Origin of the sequence: Pleionea sp. CnH1-48 (assembly GCF_024124665.1) — a bacterium.
GTDB lineage: Bacteria > Pseudomonadota > Gammaproteobacteria > Enterobacterales > Kangiellaceae > JAMXSB01.
In genome coordinates this window covers 1-16,597 of the sequence record NZ_JAMXSB010000017.1, presented here as the reverse complement: position 1 = coordinate 16,597, position 16,597 = coordinate 1, and the positions used below count along the sequence as shown (strand labels likewise).

Annotated in this window: 18 protein-coding genes; 10 read left to right on the top strand and 8 right to left on the bottom strand. The window is 44.3% G+C overall.

Annotation, left to right across the window (positions count from 1 at the left end):
* Window positions 1-3 precede the first annotated feature (3 nt).
* Window positions 4-1,146, top strand: coding sequence for a substrate-binding domain-containing protein (locus NH399_RS22150; RefSeq protein ID WP_253043393.1), 1,143 nt, complete (start codon window positions 4-6; stop codon window positions 1,144-1,146).
* 31 nt (window positions 1,147-1,177) lie between these two features.
* On the opposite strand, the gene sctU is transcribed toward NH399_RS22150, so the two are convergent.
* The 8 genes from sctU to sctN all read right to left on the bottom strand — a co-directional run bounded on the left by sctU (window position 1,178) and on the right by sctN (window position 9,099).
* Complete coding sequence (sctU, locus tag NH399_RS22145) at window positions 1,178-2,275, bottom strand: type III secretion system export apparatus subunit SctU (protein ID WP_253043392.1); 1,098 nt, start codon at window positions 2,273-2,275, stop codon at window positions 1,178-1,180.
* Window positions 2,272-3,087, bottom strand: coding sequence for a type III secretion system export apparatus subunit SctT (gene sctT / locus NH399_RS22140; RefSeq protein WP_253043391.1), 816 nt, complete (start codon window positions 3,085-3,087; stop codon window positions 2,272-2,274). The genes sctU and sctT overlap by 4 nt, the downstream gene beginning before the upstream one ends.
* The gene (gene sctS, locus NH399_RS22135) at window positions 3,084-3,365 is read right to left on the bottom strand and encodes a type III secretion system export apparatus subunit SctS (RefSeq protein WP_253043390.1); all 282 of its coding nucleotides are present in this window, start codon (window positions 3,363-3,365) and stop codon (window positions 3,084-3,086) included. Before sctS ends, sctT begins: the two co-directional genes overlap by 4 nt.
* Window positions 3,365-4,015, bottom strand: coding sequence for a type III secretion system export apparatus subunit SctR (gene sctR / locus NH399_RS22130; protein ID WP_253043389.1), 651 nt, complete (start codon window positions 4,013-4,015; stop codon window positions 3,365-3,367). Before sctR ends, sctS begins: the two co-directional genes overlap by 1 nt.
* A 3-nt stretch (window positions 4,016-4,018) precedes the next feature.
* Complete coding sequence (locus NH399_RS22125; RefSeq protein ID WP_253043388.1) at window positions 4,019-5,122, bottom strand: FliM/FliN family flagellar motor switch protein; 1,104 nt, start codon at window positions 5,120-5,122, stop codon at window positions 4,019-4,021.
* A gap of 322 nt (window positions 5,123-5,444) precedes the next feature.
* Window positions 5,445-7,175, bottom strand: a complete 1,731-nt coding sequence (locus tag NH399_RS22120) for a type III secretion HpaP family protein (RefSeq protein WP_253043387.1) — start codon at window positions 7,173-7,175, stop codon at window positions 5,445-5,447.
* A 121-nt stretch (window positions 7,176-7,296) separates the two neighbouring features.
* Complete coding sequence (locus NH399_RS22115; protein ID WP_253043386.1) at window positions 7,297-7,764, bottom strand: YscO family type III secretion system apparatus protein; 468 nt, start codon at window positions 7,762-7,764, stop codon at window positions 7,297-7,299.
* Between the two features lie 12 nt (window positions 7,765-7,776).
* Entirely contained in the window at window positions 7,777-9,099 is a 1,323-nt protein-coding gene (gene sctN / locus NH399_RS22110) for a type III secretion system ATPase SctN (RefSeq protein ID WP_253043385.1), read from the bottom strand.
* 366 nt (window positions 9,100-9,465) lie between these two features.
* Here sctN and sctW point away from each other — a divergent pair, with 366 nt between their 5' ends.
* The 9 genes from sctW to NH399_RS22065 all read left to right on the top strand — a co-directional run.
* Window positions 9,466-10,629, top strand: a complete 1,164-nt coding sequence (sctW, locus tag NH399_RS22105) for a type III secretion system gatekeeper subunit SctW (RefSeq protein WP_253043384.1) — start codon at window positions 9,466-9,468, stop codon at window positions 10,627-10,629.
* Between the two features lie 15 nt (window positions 10,630-10,644).
* Window positions 10,645-11,034, top strand: a complete 390-nt coding sequence (locus NH399_RS22100; protein ID WP_253043383.1) for a hypothetical protein — start codon at window positions 10,645-10,647, stop codon at window positions 11,032-11,034.
* A 10-nt stretch (window positions 11,035-11,044) separates the two neighbouring features.
* Window positions 11,045-11,407 (top strand): STAS domain-containing protein, encoded by a 363-nt coding sequence (locus NH399_RS22095; RefSeq protein WP_253043382.1) that lies wholly within the window; start codon window positions 11,045-11,047, stop codon window positions 11,405-11,407.
* A gap of 22 nt (window positions 11,408-11,429) precedes the next feature.
* Entirely contained in the window at window positions 11,430-11,837 is a 408-nt protein-coding gene (locus NH399_RS22090; RefSeq protein ID WP_253043381.1) for a hypothetical protein, read from the top strand.
* An 8-nt stretch (window positions 11,838-11,845) separates the two neighbouring features.
* Entirely contained in the window at window positions 11,846-12,205 is a 360-nt protein-coding gene (locus tag NH399_RS22085) for a tetratricopeptide repeat protein (RefSeq protein ID WP_253043380.1), read from the top strand.
* Window positions 12,202-14,292, top strand: a complete 2,091-nt coding sequence (gene sctV, locus NH399_RS22080) for a type III secretion system export apparatus subunit SctV (RefSeq protein ID WP_253043379.1) — start codon at window positions 12,202-12,204, stop codon at window positions 14,290-14,292. The genes NH399_RS22085 and sctV overlap by 4 nt, the downstream gene beginning before the upstream one ends.
* Before the next feature lie 137 nt (window positions 14,293-14,429).
* A complete protein-coding gene (locus NH399_RS22075) occupies window positions 14,430-14,837 on the top strand; it encodes a type III secretion system chaperone (protein WP_253043378.1) in 408 nt (135 codons plus the stop codon).
* 171 nt (window positions 14,838-15,008) lie between these two features.
* Window positions 15,009-15,485 carry a type III secretion system chaperone gene (locus tag NH399_RS22070; protein WP_253043377.1) on the top strand — a complete coding sequence of 159 codons (477 nt, stop codon included), beginning with the start codon at window positions 15,009-15,011 and terminating at the stop codon, window positions 15,483-15,485.
* 14 nt (window positions 15,486-15,499) lie between these two features.
* The coding region (locus NH399_RS22065) for a hypothetical protein (protein ID WP_253043376.1) at window positions 15,500-16,597 on the top strand (1,098 nt) is incomplete at its 3' end.

Below are 16,597 nucleotides of genomic sequence, written 5' to 3'. Positions count from 1 at the left end.
CCGATGAATACTTCCTCTCAAACTCTCATCAACCCCACCATCACAACAACGACCTTACTTGTGGTTTTAACTGTGCTACTTGCCAGTTGTTCTGTCGACGATAATGACATTGGTGTTAATACAGGTGATAGCAAGTTTGTCTATTTTATTGTGACTCACGGTCCAACGACCGATGTTGGTTTTTGGGGCGATGTGTTTGATGGCACTCTAGAAAAAGCGGACGAACTGGATGTTGATGTGATTCCATTACATCCGGTAATTGAATCATCGGGTGAATTACTCAACCAACAAATGAGCCAGGCAGTACAAGCCACTCCTCCCGGTATTATTGGCACCATTTGGGGAGATGGTATGGCGGCAGTTGTTGAACAAGCCAACCAACTTAATATACCGGTAGCCGCAATCAATGTTTATCCAGATCCCTCTGAGTTTGGTACAGGTAAAGCAGAGTTTTTACTCTACTCCGGACAAAACGATATCATTGCAGGGATTGATGGCAGCCATGCACTTATCTGCAGTAGCATCGGAGAGCGGCTTAACAATGGCACCTGTGCCGGAGAAGATCCCCAGCAAGTTTTTGACACGCTAAGAGAGTCCGAAAACATTGCCATTGTTTGTGTAATCCATCAACAAAGCGGCGGCGTTATTAGCCGCTGTAACGCGGTTAGAGATCTCTTTGTTTCACAATATAATATCCCAGCAGAAGACTTTAATATTGTTACCTGGGACGAATCAATACCAGGAGCCAGTGTTCAGGCTTTTAATGATTTCTTTAATGACAATGCACAGTCGGTCTACGACAGATTCTTAATGATGGCTAGCGGACCAACCACAGTAGACTCTTATCGAGCAGCAACTATTAATCAATCAATAAGAGATAAAGTAGTGATTGGTGCATTCAATACCAGTGCATCAGTTTGTCAGGCACTTGCAAATGGTGAAATTGCTTATACATCCGGCCAGGGCCAAAAACAGCAAGGAAAAAAAGCGCTAGACTACTTACATTATTTTGTACTTAATGGCAGCCTGCCACCCGAAGGCATGGGCACTGACGGTATGCCTGATGCCAATTGGACAATCTCACCGGATGGTTATCGTTGGTATAAAACAGGCCCAACTATTTTCTACGACCAGTGCCCTCAATAAAAGCTTAGAGAGTATTCTTTAAATAGTCAGACTACTCTTGCTCTTCGTTATCTGTGCCGTACCAGATGTCTTCCTGTTCCTTTTGTTCTTTCTCTTTTAGTTCCATAACATAACGGATGACTTCTGCAACAGGCTCAATCATATCGGAAGGAATGTACTGATCTAACTCGCCCAAGTGCAACAGTGAACGTGCCAATGGTTTATTCTCAATAATAGGCACGCCTTCTTGGCGAGCAACTTCTTTCATTTTCTGAGCAACGAGGTTTTCTGCCTTCATGGTTATCATTGGCAGAGGTGTCACGTCTTTTTCGTAATACAAGGCGACGGCTACGTGAGTTGGGTTGGTAACAACAGCGGTTGATTTCTTTACCGCTTCTTCGCCGCTGCCAGACATGATCTCTTGATGGAGCTGTTTTCTGCGACCTTTGATTTCGGGGTCGCCTTCCATCTCTTTATATTCTCTTTTTACTTCATCCTTCGTCATTTTTAGCTGCTTAATGTACTGCTTCTTCTGAAAAAAGAAGTCAACAATCGCAATGATGATAAAAGCAACACTCGAATAAACAAAAACAATCCAGAGCAATTCACCAATAAGAGGAGCAACACAGTAATCGCCGCAATAACTCATATTAAAGAGATCTTGAATGTGTTCTCGCAGAGCAAAGACAATAAGAATACCAAGCAGAGCAATTTTTAAGATGGACTTTAACAACTCAAAAAGGTTGTTCATGGAGAAGATTTTCTTAACGCCCTGTCCAGGATTAATTTTATTAAGATCTGGTTTTACTGCTTCAAAACTCAACAAGCCACCCACCTGAAAGTAGTTGGCTAATACGCCAATAATCAGATTGATCCCAATAAATGGAATAATGACTTTAATTAGTATGGGCATCATGACTTCAAAAATATTGCCCAGAGCTTCAATAAAAGGTTGTGTATAAAATTTCGTTGGCAGAACCAATAGTTCCATTGAAGCGGCTGAAATTGCGTCACCGTAAATTAACATGTAAGCAAAGAATACGATGACCAGCGCAGCAGAAGTCACTTCTTTACTGTTCGCTACCTGCCCTTTCTTGCGGGCATCACGAATTTTTTTGGGAGTGGGTTCTTCTGTTTTTTCTGCGCTCATGGCTTGCTGCCTGTACCATCAAATAAAGAAGTCAGGGTTTGTATCAAACCGACACCTTCAGACACTTCAACCAGATCCACAAAGTAAGTCAGCATAATGCCCAGATAGATAACCATTACCCACATAGCGACCCCACTTTTTACCGGCATCGCTAAGAAAAATACATTGAGTTGAGGGGCAAAGCGGCTGATCAAACCGAGGCTCATTTCGGCCATAAACATGGCAATCACCACAGGCCCAGCATAGAGAACGGTCAAAGAAAAAATGGCGTCCAACATACCTAATGCAATAGTGGGTAATTGATCACTAAAGGTTGGCAAAAAGGAGACGATAGGCCAAAGCACATAGCTAGAATACAAAGAACCTAAGAAAATCAGAATTCCGCCAGTACTATAAAAAAGTGTGACGAGAATTTGTTGGAACATCATACCAATAGGTGACGTTTGATCACCCGACATAGGGTTAACACTGCTCGCCATAGCAGCACCTCGTTGGTTGTCGATGAAAAAACCCGTCGACTCAATCGCCCAAAATGGAATAGAGGCAATATAAGCAAGCAACAATCCAATAATGGCTTCTTTAAGGATAATCCCCATGATCTCAAGGACACTCAATTGAGCGATAACCGCTTGTTGTGCTTCAACCACCGGAAAAAGTATCAACGCAAGACTCAACGCAATACCATTCTTAATCATAGTTCCACCGATCATGGATTTATTAAGAAATGGCAATACGCTAAAGGCAATCAGTATGCGCGGCATACATAAGCCATAGACAATAACTTGATGGTTAAAATCTACAACTTCGTTCAAAACATCGAGTCCGCTTGAATAAGATGGATGCTATCAAAAATACGCATTGAGAAATTATATAACTCAATACCTACCCATCGAGCTGTCAGTAGCAGTGTAAAAGTCACTACAATCAACTTAATAGCAAACTGAATGGTTTGCTCCTGGATTTGAGTGATGGCCTGAAACAAACTCACCAAGATCCCCACCAATGAAGCAACAATGATAGGTGGCAGAGAAAGTATCAAGACCAACTCTAATGCACTGACAGCAAAGTTTATAATTTCTGCTTGGTTCACTATTGATAACTCAACACTAGCCCATGAATCAACTTAGTCCAACCATCAAGCAGTACAAACAATAACAGCTTAAAAGGCAATGAGATTGTCATGGGCGACACCATCATCATACCTAGTGCTAACAAGATGTTGGAAACAATTAAATCAATCGCAATAAATGGCAGATACAACAAAAACCCAATTTCGAAAGCACTGGTCAGCTCGCTTACAACAAAAGACGGCACCAGAATCATCATGCTCTCAGTGGTCAGATCCTGAGTATGTTTTTCAGGCCACAAAGACAATGCTGTTTTATGGAAAAAAGCTTTTTCGGCCTCGCTGGAGTGCTCACTTAAAAAAGTTTGTAGTGGGACCACAGCTTTTTCAGAAAAGCTTTTGATACTTTCGAAGTTATCCATCTGAACTTCTTGCGTTTCCATCAGCTCTGCAATTTCAAATCCCACTGGCGCCATGATGTACATAGTGAGAATAATGGCAAGACCATGTAACGCAATGTTGGGTGGAATTTGTTGAATACCCAGCGCGTTTCGTACCAAAGACATAACCACGACCAGCTTTACAAAAGACGTCGTCATCACCGCGATAAATGGGACCATCGCGAACAATGATAGAATAACAACCAGTGATATGGGGTTTGGTAAAGACTCCATTATCTAGCCAGCCTCTACCGCACTATCAAAAGCTGTGTCTTCTTCGACCACCTGAGATTCGGTCTGCTCTAAACTCGCAGCATCTTGCTCATCCACTTTAATAATACGAGCACCAACACGATCACCTACTTGAACCAGTTCACACACTCCCATTAATTTGCCATTGATGCGCATTTTGAGCAGGTTTTTCATGTCGCAGTCCAGCATGAAGGTATACCCAGGTCTCATCTGCTGTAGCTCACTTAGCGTAATGGATTGCTCAGCGACATCAAAGGAGACAGATAGAGGAATGTCAGATAGATCATTGGTTTTCGCTTGAACATCAGTTTGGTCAGACATAGTTTCACCTAATTCATGAAGGACAGTAACATTACGCTGCTCAACCTTAGCTGCAAAAGAGGCAGATGAAGGTAAACGCAGGGTAACATTGTCGAATGTGTTGTGTTGAGGCAACGGCAATAACAAAATATCACCGCGTGAGAGATCAGCAACCTCAGACATGGATAGTTCGATTCGCGCCAATTCAAACATACAAGGCACAGGAATTAGTCCCGGCGTTGGCGATCGGTAGTTATTAAACTGGCTGATAATCTCAATCGCATGATTGAGTAACGAAGGAGAAAACGAAAAAAACAGCGTGTCTTTAATATGATCGACACTGGCTGCAAAATGAACAACTAAATGTTCATCAAAATCTTTGGCAAAGTGCTCGGTATTGTTATCAATTAACCGACTGGATACAAACCCCATGTGATAGCCTGTCTGCTTCGAAAAAGCCTCTAACATGGGTGCAGTGGCCGCAGCCAGAGTCGCATCAAGTAGCTTTTCTGGTAACTGACAAAGGGCCTCAAAATCAATCCACTGTTGGCACATGGCACTCAACATAGGTTGATTAAAGTGTAAATAGAATAAACTTTCGTTGAGCGTTAACTTTAGTACGGCTCGGTAATGGCTATTCGTTGGTGGAGAGATCCAGTTTAAGTGATACTGATGTAAGCCATCAGAATAAGCCATCTTATTGAGTTGGCATAAACTGTTGTCCAAAATTACCTGACTCGCATCAAGCTCGGGTAACTTAAGCGGTTCGATGTTCTTTATGTCTTCCATCAATTCATCATACTCAGTATATTGTTTTTGGTCTCTTAAGGATGCACTCCATCAAAATCAACCAAACCGTTATTATTAAAAAACACCTGTTGTTTTAGAAAAATACTGGCTACCGCTCAATGCGATTAAGCCCTACATACCTTAAGAGCTTTTATCAGTACTCCTTGTTGATCAACAGACCTGTCAGTCAATCAAAAGCTTACGCTAAAAATTAAGCTAAGCACTCTCCACATTTTACAATACATTGCCTCAGGCTGTTGAGGTTTTATCTCGAATAACTGGCACATTCCATCATAGAGTGCCAGTTATCGATGGGTATAAACTAAGACTGAGCCCCGGTTTCGTCTTGCTCGCTCACCTCGGTTACTTTACGCACACCTACGTTCACACGATTTTCGCCAAGCGCTTGAACAAGACGTTCTTTCAACTCAGGAGCACCGTCTCTTAAACGAACAAAGCTCTGTGGATTAGCGCACTGAAATACTACCTGAAGACCCTCTTTGTTGCGCGTTAATACCACCTCAGTTCCCATTAAAATCTCAGACTTTAATGAAATATTAATTTTAGACACGGATTGAGTGGAAAGCTCAGAGCAAATACGGTCAACAACAACGCCTGCCCACTTACCCACAACTTCTCGTGCAGAGATATTTGGCTGCAAGCTCGCAGGTGCATCAACCATAACCGATCCTGTGCCTAAAGTAGTGGGTACAATTAACGACGACTCTAACGCACCACTTTGAGCAACAACCAGAGGATCATTCATCACAGGTGATTTTGCTTGAGCATACACTTTGGCAAACTCTGTCAGCATATTACCATTAGAAAAACGCAACCAGGATTGATTCGCCAAAGCGTCTGGTTTTAACATCGTTTCAGGAGAACCTGTCAGTGAGCCCATGGTTAACTCAGGAGCAATAGAACGCAAACTTTCTAACGGCGCAGTATGAGTTGTAGCCATAGGCGGCATTCCCAAAGTTTGAGCTGCCAGATGCTGAATCATCTCAGAACGCTGTTGCGTAGGAAGCTGTTGCAATAAAGTATTTAAAACTGCGCGACCTTCAGTTCCCTGATTAACCAAATGCTTTACCATAGCTGACTGTTCAACCGGAAGCATTTGCATAATGATAGCTGCTGCTTTGGTTTGTCCTTCACCGCCCATTGCCAATAATTGCGTCAAAACTTGTCCTTGCTCTGATGCAGGCAAAGATGAAAGCAAGGTCACCAATTTCGTTTGACCCGCCAAACCTTCATTCAATAATTGTGGTACCAGTTGCGCCTGTGTGTGGTTTGTCATGTGAGCAAATAAAGCGCCAATTTGCGGCTTGGTTTCGGTTCCTTGCTCAAGCATTGCCGATAAAAACTGAGACTGAAGTACAGGCGGCATTGATGCAAATACATGATGTGCCGTAGGCTGAGCACTCGGACCTTGCTTAACCAGCTCAGACACAACAGCTAGCTGAACTTGAGCAGACATCTGGGCAATGATCTTGTCAGCACTGGCAGTCTTCGAACCCGCTTCCGTTAACAGTTGCTTCACTAAGGTGATTTGCTCTGCAGATAATAAAGGAGAAGTCGAGTTAGAAAGTTTGCTTTCTGGGGCAGTCATATCCACCTCAGTCGCAAATTCGGTAGCGATAGTCGATAAATTTTCTGCTGCCAATAACACCTTAGTTAGGCTCGATGACAAGGTGGCCAGAGCATCTTTGGGTGCAGTATTGGTTAATGTCTTTTCATTAAATTCTGAGTTTTTGAACTCGCTGCTGTTAGTCGGAGCAATGACGCTTGAACCCTCATTTGCTAAGCCTGATTGACCTTGCATTACTACCTGAAAAGGCTGAGCTTTTTTCTCACCTTGTCCGATATTAGCCAAAATAGACGCTTGCTGTTCTTTTTGCTCATGACCCTTTGAACGCTCTTTGTCTTTTTGCTTTACGCTTCTATCAGCTTCGGCAACTAACTGACTAAAAGCCTGTGAGTCATGTTCCAGAACCACTGGAGTGTTCGCGATTTTGGCTTGTTTATGCTGAGTGTTTACAGTCTCTATTATCATTGCTCTTGTTCGCTTGTTCTTCCTAATTAATGGCTTAGTAACAAGCTTTTGAACAAAGTTGCGGGACAATTAAGAAAAGCCGCGTTATTCGCGGCCATTGATGGGCTAATAAATTTTTGGATCAGACACCCGTTGGTGACTTGGCAATAAAGTCATCCAGGGCTGCATCTTCCGTCAACTGGGCCTGGCGAATAGAAACTCGAGCATTGGCCGCAGCCAGCTCGGTAAACTTCTCTACCTGCTTCAACGCCTCTTTATGCTCAACCTTGGCATGATTCTTCGCCTGCTCAGCATCGTCGGCGGCTTTTTTTAACTCAGAAACATGTTCAATGATACTGAGCTCTTTTTTTTGCAAGCCGCTCAGATAGGCTCTTAGATCTTCCAGGTCCTTACGACTCACCAGTTGATCCTGGATTTTGTCGTACTGCTCCTGAGTCTCTTTTTTGCGGTAAGCCTTATACTCTTCAAGCTCCTGCTCTTTTTGACGATAACGACCTACCGCTTCTTCCCAGTGGGATTCTGCTCGACGATAAGCATCGTGAGCATTTTTCTCGCGCAGATTTTTAATTTGTTTCAGTCGGTCAAACACGTCAAGTACCTGTTACACAGAGGATTTCAGCTGCTCAATTACATCCTCGAATGGGAACTTATCTTTCATTCCCTGAGTAAGAAATTGATTGATCCTCGGTACTTTAGCAATGGCCTCATCGGCCACGGGATCAGCGCCTTTCTTGTACTCACCAATTCTGACCAGAAGTTCGATTTCTTTGTACTTAGCTAATAACATTCGCAAGTGAGATGACGCTTTTACGTGCTCAGGCTCAGCAATTGCGTTCATCACTCGACTCACACTGGCTAGCACATCAATTGCGGGATAATGATTGGCAGCCGCCAAGTCACGAGACAAGACAATATGCCCATCTAGAATCGATCGCGTTTCATCCGCCACCGGCTCGGTCATATCATCCCCCTCTACCAACACCGTATAGAGTGCAGTAATAGAACCTTTGTCATTGTTACCCGCTCGCTCCATCAACTTAGGCAAGGTAGCAAACACCGAAGGTGGATAACCACGACGAGTAGGCGGCTCACCCGCTGCCAGTCCAATCTCTCGCAAAGCTCGCGCAAATCGAGTGACTGAATCCATCAGCAATAAGACTTTTTTGCCTTGATCGCGAAAGTATTCCGCCGTTGCTGTCGCAACATAAGCCGCTTTCGCACGCTCCATAGAAGTTCGGTCAGAGGTGGCTACAACGAGCACCGATTTTGCCATGCCTTCTGGGCCCAGCTCATGCTCCATAAACTCGCGCACCTCTCGACCCCGTTCACCAATAAGAGCAATGACGATCACATCAACATCGGCTCCCATTACCAGCATTCCGAGCAGTGTACTCTTACCACCACCGGCGGCGGCGAATATTCCCATTCTTTGTCCTTCGCCGCAGGTCAGGGTGCCATCGAGTGCTTTAATTCCCAAAGGAACCGGATCTTTAATGATCTTTCGCGTAATGGGATCGGGCGCATCGGCATACACCGGATAATAGGTGTCCACTTCAAGCGGGCCCTTTTCGTGCTCATCCATGGGATTGCCCATGCCATCAAGAATGCGACCAATCAAGCCAGGCCCCACCCCCACTTTATGAATTTGCCCGCTCGGCAATACTTCGGTGTTAGACGAGATCCCCATCATGTCACCTAATGGGGTTAACAGTGCAAAATTATCAGAAAAACCAACAACCTCTGCGTAAATTTCTTTTTCTGTCAAAGGGTTGCGTAAAACACAGAACTCCCCCACCTGAACGCCTGGAACAATCGCCTTAATGATGGTTCCGACGACTTCAACCACACGTCCACGTACTTCTAACAATCGTGTGGTGTCGATTGTTTTGTTAATAAAATCCGTTATATAGTCCAGATGAGACATAACTCGTTGTGCTCTTTACAAATGTCAATGTTCCCAAGTCAGGGGCGCAAGTATAAGCTTAGTCATTGAAACCGTGAACTCTTAATATTTTTGCCGTTCTTCCATATACAACAACGCCTGCACACCTGGTACAAACGATGATAAAGGTTGAACGCGCATTATTTACAAGGTCATATTGCGGCTCTTGGCGACTCTCTTTTTATAGATGTAACGCTGTTCGAGGGTGAGTTTCAACCTATTTTTTTTATTTTTCACTTAAGCAAAACTCTTGCGCTTTTGATGTTACTAAAGCCCAAACGCTGTATTGAATGTGTTTCATTAGCAGACTAAATTAAGCGCTATTCGTCAATTTTCATTGGGAAAACTATGAGTCACAATATTATTACCAATAATGTCCCAGCGGCCGCCTTACACGATAATTCGGCAGCCAAAGTGGGCGTTTCTCAAGTGGCAACCCATGCCGCGATCCTGATGAGCGGCGAAAAGGCGACCAAGGTAATATCTCCGCAGGCAATGGCTGCCAACGCGCTAGAAGAAATGTCCTTTCTGGCATCGGAGAAAAATGAAACCAAACTCAATAAACGCGAGTTCCGTGGCCGCAGCAGTATTGTAGAAAACATCGAAAAAGCCGAGATGTACCTCAAGAAGATCCCTAAGATTGAGCTACATCGAAAGATCAAAGAAATGCTTCAGCATCTTAAACAGATGCGCAATCTTTCCGGTCAGAAATTACTTGAGAACCTTCGCTCCACACTGAAAGATCCCGCCGATATTTTTGCTGCCCTCAAATTTATGGAGGAAGCAACCGGCGAAGAGTTTGGCGAATTAAGATCAGCCATCAAAGATGCTCAAAAGCTTCTGCAAAAAGATGACCACGCCAAAGTCTGGTCAGGCTTTAATATTGCCGACGTTGCCGAGTCCTTTGCCGACAAAAACAAAGCCGGTGGCATCGACAGACTGCGTTCCTTGTATCGCGATGCTGTACTCGATTACGGAGGCATCTCGAATACATATAATAAAATTTGTGAAAACTATTCACACATGTCTTTTGAAGACGCTGTCGACTTTTTGCTTAAGTCGCTGGGATGCGAATTGTCTGCCGATGTCGCGTCTTTAGCCAAAGAGCAGCTCACAGCCATTATTAATGATATCTACATTATTCGAGCACTAAAAAGCGCTCGAGATCGCATCCGAGAATTTATTAAGCGACTCAAACGTTACTATCAATCAGCAGCAGGCCTTGCACGACTGGACCCACATAGTATGATGGCAGCCATTCTAGAAATGGCTGAACAGAACTGGGCTAATTCTCAACAATTTAGCGATCTGCCAAAACAGTTTGATATTGACGACGAAGAAATCGAAATTGACTTTCTACGCGAAACCAAAGAGATTATTCGTGAGTTACCAGAAAAGATTTTTGGCGATCTGCAAGAGCGAGAAGAAATGCTCGAAGCGGTTCAGCTGGCACTGGACTCTGCCATTGAAGCAGAAGAAGCTGGCGACGATCTTGAGTTTGACGAAGAGTAAGAGGTAATACAAATCATGAATCAGTCAGCGGATCTCCAACGAAGTTTATTTGCCATCCAGGAATATGGTCAACTCATTGGGTTTGAGCAATTGCTGGATGAAGGCAGCCAGGTAGCCGCCTTTGAACTTGAGTCTGGCGCGACTATCAGCTTCGAGGCATTAGAAAACGGTGTCATTATTTCCAGAATGCAGCAGTTCTCACCCTATAATATATTCGATACCATGATAAAAGCGCTTTCCATGAGCCATTATCGAAGAGGTGTAAACTACATTATGCAACCTGGTATGCTGGGCGATGATCGTCTTGTTATTACCATATTTTTATCACAGCAGCAGCTGGTGCCCCATCAATTTGATGGCGCGGTGAAGCGCTTAGATACCGTTTTTAATCAGATAGGAAACTAGAGGTCTATCCATGAGTTCTCTCGACATTGCATTTGACGATAGTGAAAAATACTTGATGGTGAATTTATCCGGTCAACTGGATGCCACCACCTCCGTCAGATTACAGACCGCATTAGAAGAAAAAATTGCAGCATCCAGTCAATTTCTTATTATTGACGCCAAAGAGCTGAGCTACATCAGTAGTGCAGGCCTACGGGTGTTGTTGATGGTCGTCAAAAAAGTCGAACCATTAAAAGGCAAACTTGCCATGTGTCATGTTAAAGAAGGGGTCTCATCCATAATACGCATGGTTGGATTCGACCGCTTTATCGCCGTTCATGACGACAAGGAACAAGCGATCCAAACCATTAACCAGGCAATAGAGTCAGCTTAACAGGCTGACTCTCACTAAGACTATGGCAAAAGACACCTATTTACTCTCTTACGGCATCGAAGGCATCCTTCAGCCACTCACCGACGCAGACACTTCTGATCTACCGATCCCCTTTCCAACAGAAAAAAAGCTACAGATATCCGGGGCATCGACCAATCTTCATATAGACGACGTATTTGGCCTTTATCAGGCTGATCGCGAATTGTTCGAAAGTTTATTGCCAGATATCGATGATCTGGAATTGCTTTCACCCTCTGGCTTTAAAGCAGGGTATATCGCAGCCAAAAACTGGCTGCATGAGCTGAAGGAAACCCTACCGCTCGATGAACAACAATTGGAAATATTAGATACCGCAGAAGCCACGCTCGACGATGTCCATATCAATCGCGCCATGATCGATATGTATCGTAGTCTAATGATTCAGGGATAAATACCATTATGGAACCCAATCAATCACAGTTTGAAGACCAGGCGACAGAATGGTTAATGGTGCAAAGCTTTTGCTTCATCCAGTACGAAAAATACGACGAAGCCATCCATCTGCTGGAAGTCCTTAAAATCAGCGGACAAGCCAACGCAAAAGCACTGCTCATGCTGAGCAAAGCGTATCTGGCACAAAGCAAATACAAGCAAGCCTTAGACACACTCAACCTGCTGCAAAGAAAATTCGGCAAGATCGGCAAAACCAATCCTGTATTCGAGTTACTAAAGAGCCAGGCAATGTGGGGACTAGAAGAACCTGCTAAAGCGCAACAGCACATGAAAAACTATATACAGGGGAGAGCGCAGACAAAATGAGCAGCATAGGAAATATTTTAGGGCCTTTGGGCAAACGCAAAGACGTCATTCTCGCGATATTACTGGTATCGATCGTCTTTATGATGATCTTACCGCTCCCCACCGCACTGGTCGACGTCTTGATCGGTACTAACATGGGTCTGGCCGTTATTCTATTGATGCTAGCGGTTTATATTTCAGGCCCCCTGGATTTCTCGTCCTTCCCTGCGGTTTTGCTTCTTACTACCCTGTTCCGGCTGGCACTGGGTATCACCACGACCCGACTTATCCTGCTGGATGCGGATGCGGGCGAAATCATTAATGCCTTTGGTAACTTCGTTGTTGGCGGTAACTTAATCGTCGGTATCGTTATCTTCTTAATTATTACCATCGTTCAGTTCATCGTAATTACCAAAGGGGCCGAACGGGTTGCAGAGGTAAGCGCGCGCTTCTCTCTTGATGCGATGCCTGGTAAGCAAATGAGTATTGACGGCGACATGCGCGCTGGTAACATCGACATGGATGAAGCACGCCACCGTCGCGAACTGGTTCAACGAGAAAGTCAGTTATATGGCTCGATGGACGGTGCCATGAAGTTCGTAAAAGGGGATGCGATTGCAGGCCTCATTATCATCGCTGTAAACATTATTGGTGGTATTTCTATCGGTGTGTTGCAGCAAGATATGTCTGCCGGTGACGCATTAGAACTCTATACTATCCTGACCATTGGTGATGGTCTGGTATCACAGATCCCAGCTCTGCTTATTTCGATGACCGCTGGTTTTATCGTTACTCGAGTATCTGACGAAAGCTCCAAAGATTTAGGAACCGATATCGGCGGTCAGTTGACCAGTCGCCCACGTGCTCTGATGATTGGTGGCGGATTATTACTAGCCTTTGCCATGATCCCAGGCTTCCCAACACTCACATTCGTTACTCTGGCATTAGTCGTTGGTGGTGCAGGTTGGTACATGCACAAAAATGCAGACAAGGCCGAAACGGAAGAAATTGAAAGCACCGCCAATGAATTACCCGCTTTAACAGGCGCGGGTAAAACACCACCCAAACAAAAAATGAGCGAGCAGGAAGAATTCGCTCTGACCGTTCCCTTACTTGTTGATGTAGCACTCAATCTAGAAGGTGATCTGGATAAAGTTGTTCTGAATGAAGAGCTGGTCAAAGTACGTCGAGCCCTGTATCTCGACTTAGGTGTCCCCTTCCCCGGCATGCACTTACGCTTTAACCACGCGCTTCAAGACGATCACTACGACATCATGATGAACGAAGTGCCAGTTGCCACTGGAGAAATGCGCCCGAACTCATTGCTAGTGTTAGGCAGCACCGAGCAGCTGGACATACTCGAAATCCCTTATCAAGAAACCTCCAAGAATATTGGTGGCAACAAAGGCTACTGGGTCGATGCGTCTCAGGCCGAAACACTGGAAAAAGTCGGTGTCTCTTACCTCAACAGTACTCAGGTGATTACTTTCCACCTATCCTTTGTACTTAAGCGCTTCAGCGAAGAGTTTATTGGTATTCAGGAAACACGCTACCTGTTAGAGAAAATGGAAGAAACCTTCCCAGAGCTTATTCGTGAAGCACAACGTGTTGTGCCCATCCAAAAGATCAAAGAGATCTTCCAACGTCTGGTATCCGAAGATATTTCGATTCGAAATCTGCGTTTGATCTTAGAATCTCTGGTTGAGTGGGGCCCCAAAGAAAAAGACACGGTGGTACTGGTTGAATACATCCGCAATAACTTGCGCCGTCAGATCAGTTACAAACACAGTAATGGTCAAAACATTTTACCAGCCTATCTACTAGAGCAAGATGTTGAAGATGCTATTCGTGCGGGTATACGACAAACCTCTGCTGGTGCTTATCTGGCATTAGAACCTCAGGTGACCAACAACTTTGTTACTTCGGTCAAAAACTCTGTGGGTGATATCTCCAATCTACCCAATAAGCCAGTATTACTGACATCAATGGATATTCGCCGTTATGTGCGCAAGCTGGTTGAGATGGAATGCTATGACCTGTCAGTGTTATCCCATCAAGAGATCACGCCAGAAATATCGATTCAACCATTAGGTAGAATCAATATCTAACCTCACTAAAAAAGCCGCCTATTAAGGCGGCTTTTTTATTTTTACGGCCATCATAAAACTCTTATCTCTTTGCAACTCTCCCGCCAAAAGCGTTACCTAATAATTAGGTAAACGAACATATTAACTAAGGGAAAGCCATGTCATTTGCACAAACCATGCGAGAAACAGCGAGCCATCTAGGGCTGACATCATTAGCCATTAGTGATGAAGGCACCTGTCGCATAGTCTTTAATGATAATCAAGCCATTGATATTGAAGAAAGCAAAGAGATGGCTGGCGCCTTACATGTCTATTCCGCTGTTGCCAAGGTTCCAGCGAGCAATCGAGAAAAGCTTTTTCAGTTTTTGTTAGAAGCCAACTTCCTGGGCCGTGGCACTGGCAGCGCAAACTTAAGTCTGGATATGGATACTCAAGAAATCCTGCTGTATCAAATGGTGAATTTTCAACTCAGTGAACCTCGCCAAATAGCCGAGCTCTTAAAAGCCTTTGGCGAACTCGCCATTCAGTGGAACAACAGTCTGGCCAATACTGATATCGCGGCATAACGGTTAAGTTATCGCCGCCCTCCTGCTTCTAGCAGACTCCTTCTTCTTCACCTGTAAATCTTCTCTTATACCACCACAACTTTTCATCCTTAGCGGTTACTAAAACTATGTACTTGGCAAAACCAGGTATATAGTTTGATCCAAACACACAAATATTTACTGGAAAATACAATGTCTTTTACCCAAACGATGAAAGAAGCTGCAAGTCATCTGGGCTTATCTAACCTGCTGATAAGTCAGGAAGGCACTTGCCGCATTGTATTCAACGACACACAAGCCATTGATATCGAAGAAAGTAAAGAGTTTGAAGGCATGATGCATGCGTATTCCGTTGTGGGAAAAATCCCGCGCGGTAATCGAGAAACAGTGTTTGGAATGTTACTTGAAGCCAATTTTTTGGGACAAGGCACAGGCACCGCCAGCCTGAGTGTCGATCAGGGAGCAGGTGAAATATTGCTCTACCAAATGATCAGTTATTCGCTGTGCACCCCCAGTCAACTGGCAGAATTAATCAAAGCGTTAGGCCAGCTCGCTACCGAGTGGACTCAAGCACTATCATCGATAGACACTTCGCATGGGCAGCAAACTGCACCAGGCAAAGTCGCAGAGTTCAACATTGCTGACACCGTTAACGCTATCAAGGTTTAAAAAGGATAGCAGCCATGCAAGATACACAGTTTGTCGGCCTAACTAGAGTTAACTCACAAAGTACCATTAGTACTCAAAGTGATGACTCGAGCATTAGTAATCCACCCCAAAGACGCTCTTCATCCTCGCCTCAATCCAATCAGATTACGACCACTTCGGCCAATGTGAGGATCTCGGGCTCGACCGACGCCCCTCAACCACGAGAGGAAAGCTCCAGCAATAAATTCTGGTCTGGGTTTAAAACCGTTTGTAAATGGGCTGGTGTTGCTCTTCTTGGAGCAGTGGTAGGGATTGCAGCAGTTGGTGCCGTCGTAATGAGTGGTGGTAGTGTACTAGCCATTGCTGCTTTGATAGGCGCTGGTGCTGCGGTTACAGGCTATGCCTTCTCTGACGCTCTTGATAAAGCAACAGCGATAGATACCAGTAATTTTGATCGAACCTCTCAGCAACAACAGCAAAAATCGGAAGTGCAAGAATTAAAGCATCAACATCAACTAGAAATGCAGCAGATGAGGCATGAAATGATGATGATGAAAAAAGACTTTAGAATTCAGATGCTGGAAGCCAAGCTTAATGAGCAATCTGGAGGACCAAGCAACAGAGGGCCAAACAGTAGTGGCTCACAACCTCAAATTCTGGGAATGGACCCAGATGATGCTCAATCCCTTATGTCAGGGGGTATAAAATCCTATCCATCCTCTATTTCTAGTGACGATAGCTCAGAAACTGATGATGATCTGGCGAAGCGCTTAAGAAATTTAAATCGTAATTCAGATAAAGATCCTTCAAATTTTCAAACAGAGCGCCTTCGTATAGAAGATGGAGTTATCATTGATGACGAAACTTCCTCGATCGAAAGTGACGATAGTTATCAAAGCTACTTAGACGAGCAAACGCCATTGCTAAATACTCAGCACTCTGGTTATGGCAGCATTGAGCTACAGGACACAGAATTGACGTTTGATGATCATACTTCCATTGGCAATGATGACGGCTATCAAGAAATTTTAGACGATGAGCGAACGCCGTTACTGAATACCCAGCACTCCGGTTATGGCAGTATTGAGCGTCAAGACACAGAATTGACGTTTGATGATCATACTTCCATTGGC

Coding starts and splice junctions, on each gene's coding strand:
- NH399_RS22150 (WP_253043393.1), top strand. CDS start 4: ATGAATACTTCCTCTCAAACTCTCATCAACCCCACCATCACAACAACG.
- sctU (WP_253043392.1), bottom strand. CDS start 2,275: ATGAGCGCAGAAAAAACAGAAGAACCCACTCCCAAAAAAATTCGTGAT.
- sctR (WP_253043389.1), bottom strand. CDS start 4,015: ATGGAGTCTTTACCAAACCCCATATCACTGGTTGTTATTCTATCATTG.
- NH399_RS22125 (WP_253043388.1), bottom strand. CDS start 5,122: ATGGAAGACATAAAGAACATCGAACCGCTTAAGTTACCCGAGCTTGAT.
- NH399_RS22120 (WP_253043387.1), bottom strand. CDS start 7,175: ATGATAATAGAGACTGTAAACACTCAGCATAAACAAGCCAAAATCGCG.
- sctN (WP_253043385.1), bottom strand. CDS start 9,099: ATGTCTCATCTGGACTATATAACGGATTTTATTAACAAAACAATCGAC.
- sctW (WP_253043384.1), top strand. CDS start 9,466: ATGAGTCACAATATTATTACCAATAATGTCCCAGCGGCCGCCTTACAC.
- NH399_RS22100 (WP_253043383.1), top strand. CDS start 10,645: ATGAATCAGTCAGCGGATCTCCAACGAAGTTTATTTGCCATCCAGGAA.
- NH399_RS22095 (WP_253043382.1), top strand. CDS start 11,045: ATGAGTTCTCTCGACATTGCATTTGACGATAGTGAAAAATACTTGATG.
- NH399_RS22090 (WP_253043381.1), top strand. CDS start 11,430: ATGGCAAAAGACACCTATTTACTCTCTTACGGCATCGAAGGCATCCTT.
- NH399_RS22085 (WP_253043380.1), top strand. CDS start 11,846: ATGGAACCCAATCAATCACAGTTTGAAGACCAGGCGACAGAATGGTTA.
- sctV (WP_253043379.1), top strand. CDS start 12,202: ATGAGCAGCATAGGAAATATTTTAGGGCCTTTGGGCAAACGCAAAGAC.
- NH399_RS22075 (WP_253043378.1), top strand. CDS start 14,430: ATGTCATTTGCACAAACCATGCGAGAAACAGCGAGCCATCTAGGGCTG.
- NH399_RS22070 (WP_253043377.1), top strand. CDS start 15,009: ATGTCTTTTACCCAAACGATGAAAGAAGCTGCAAGTCATCTGGGCTTA.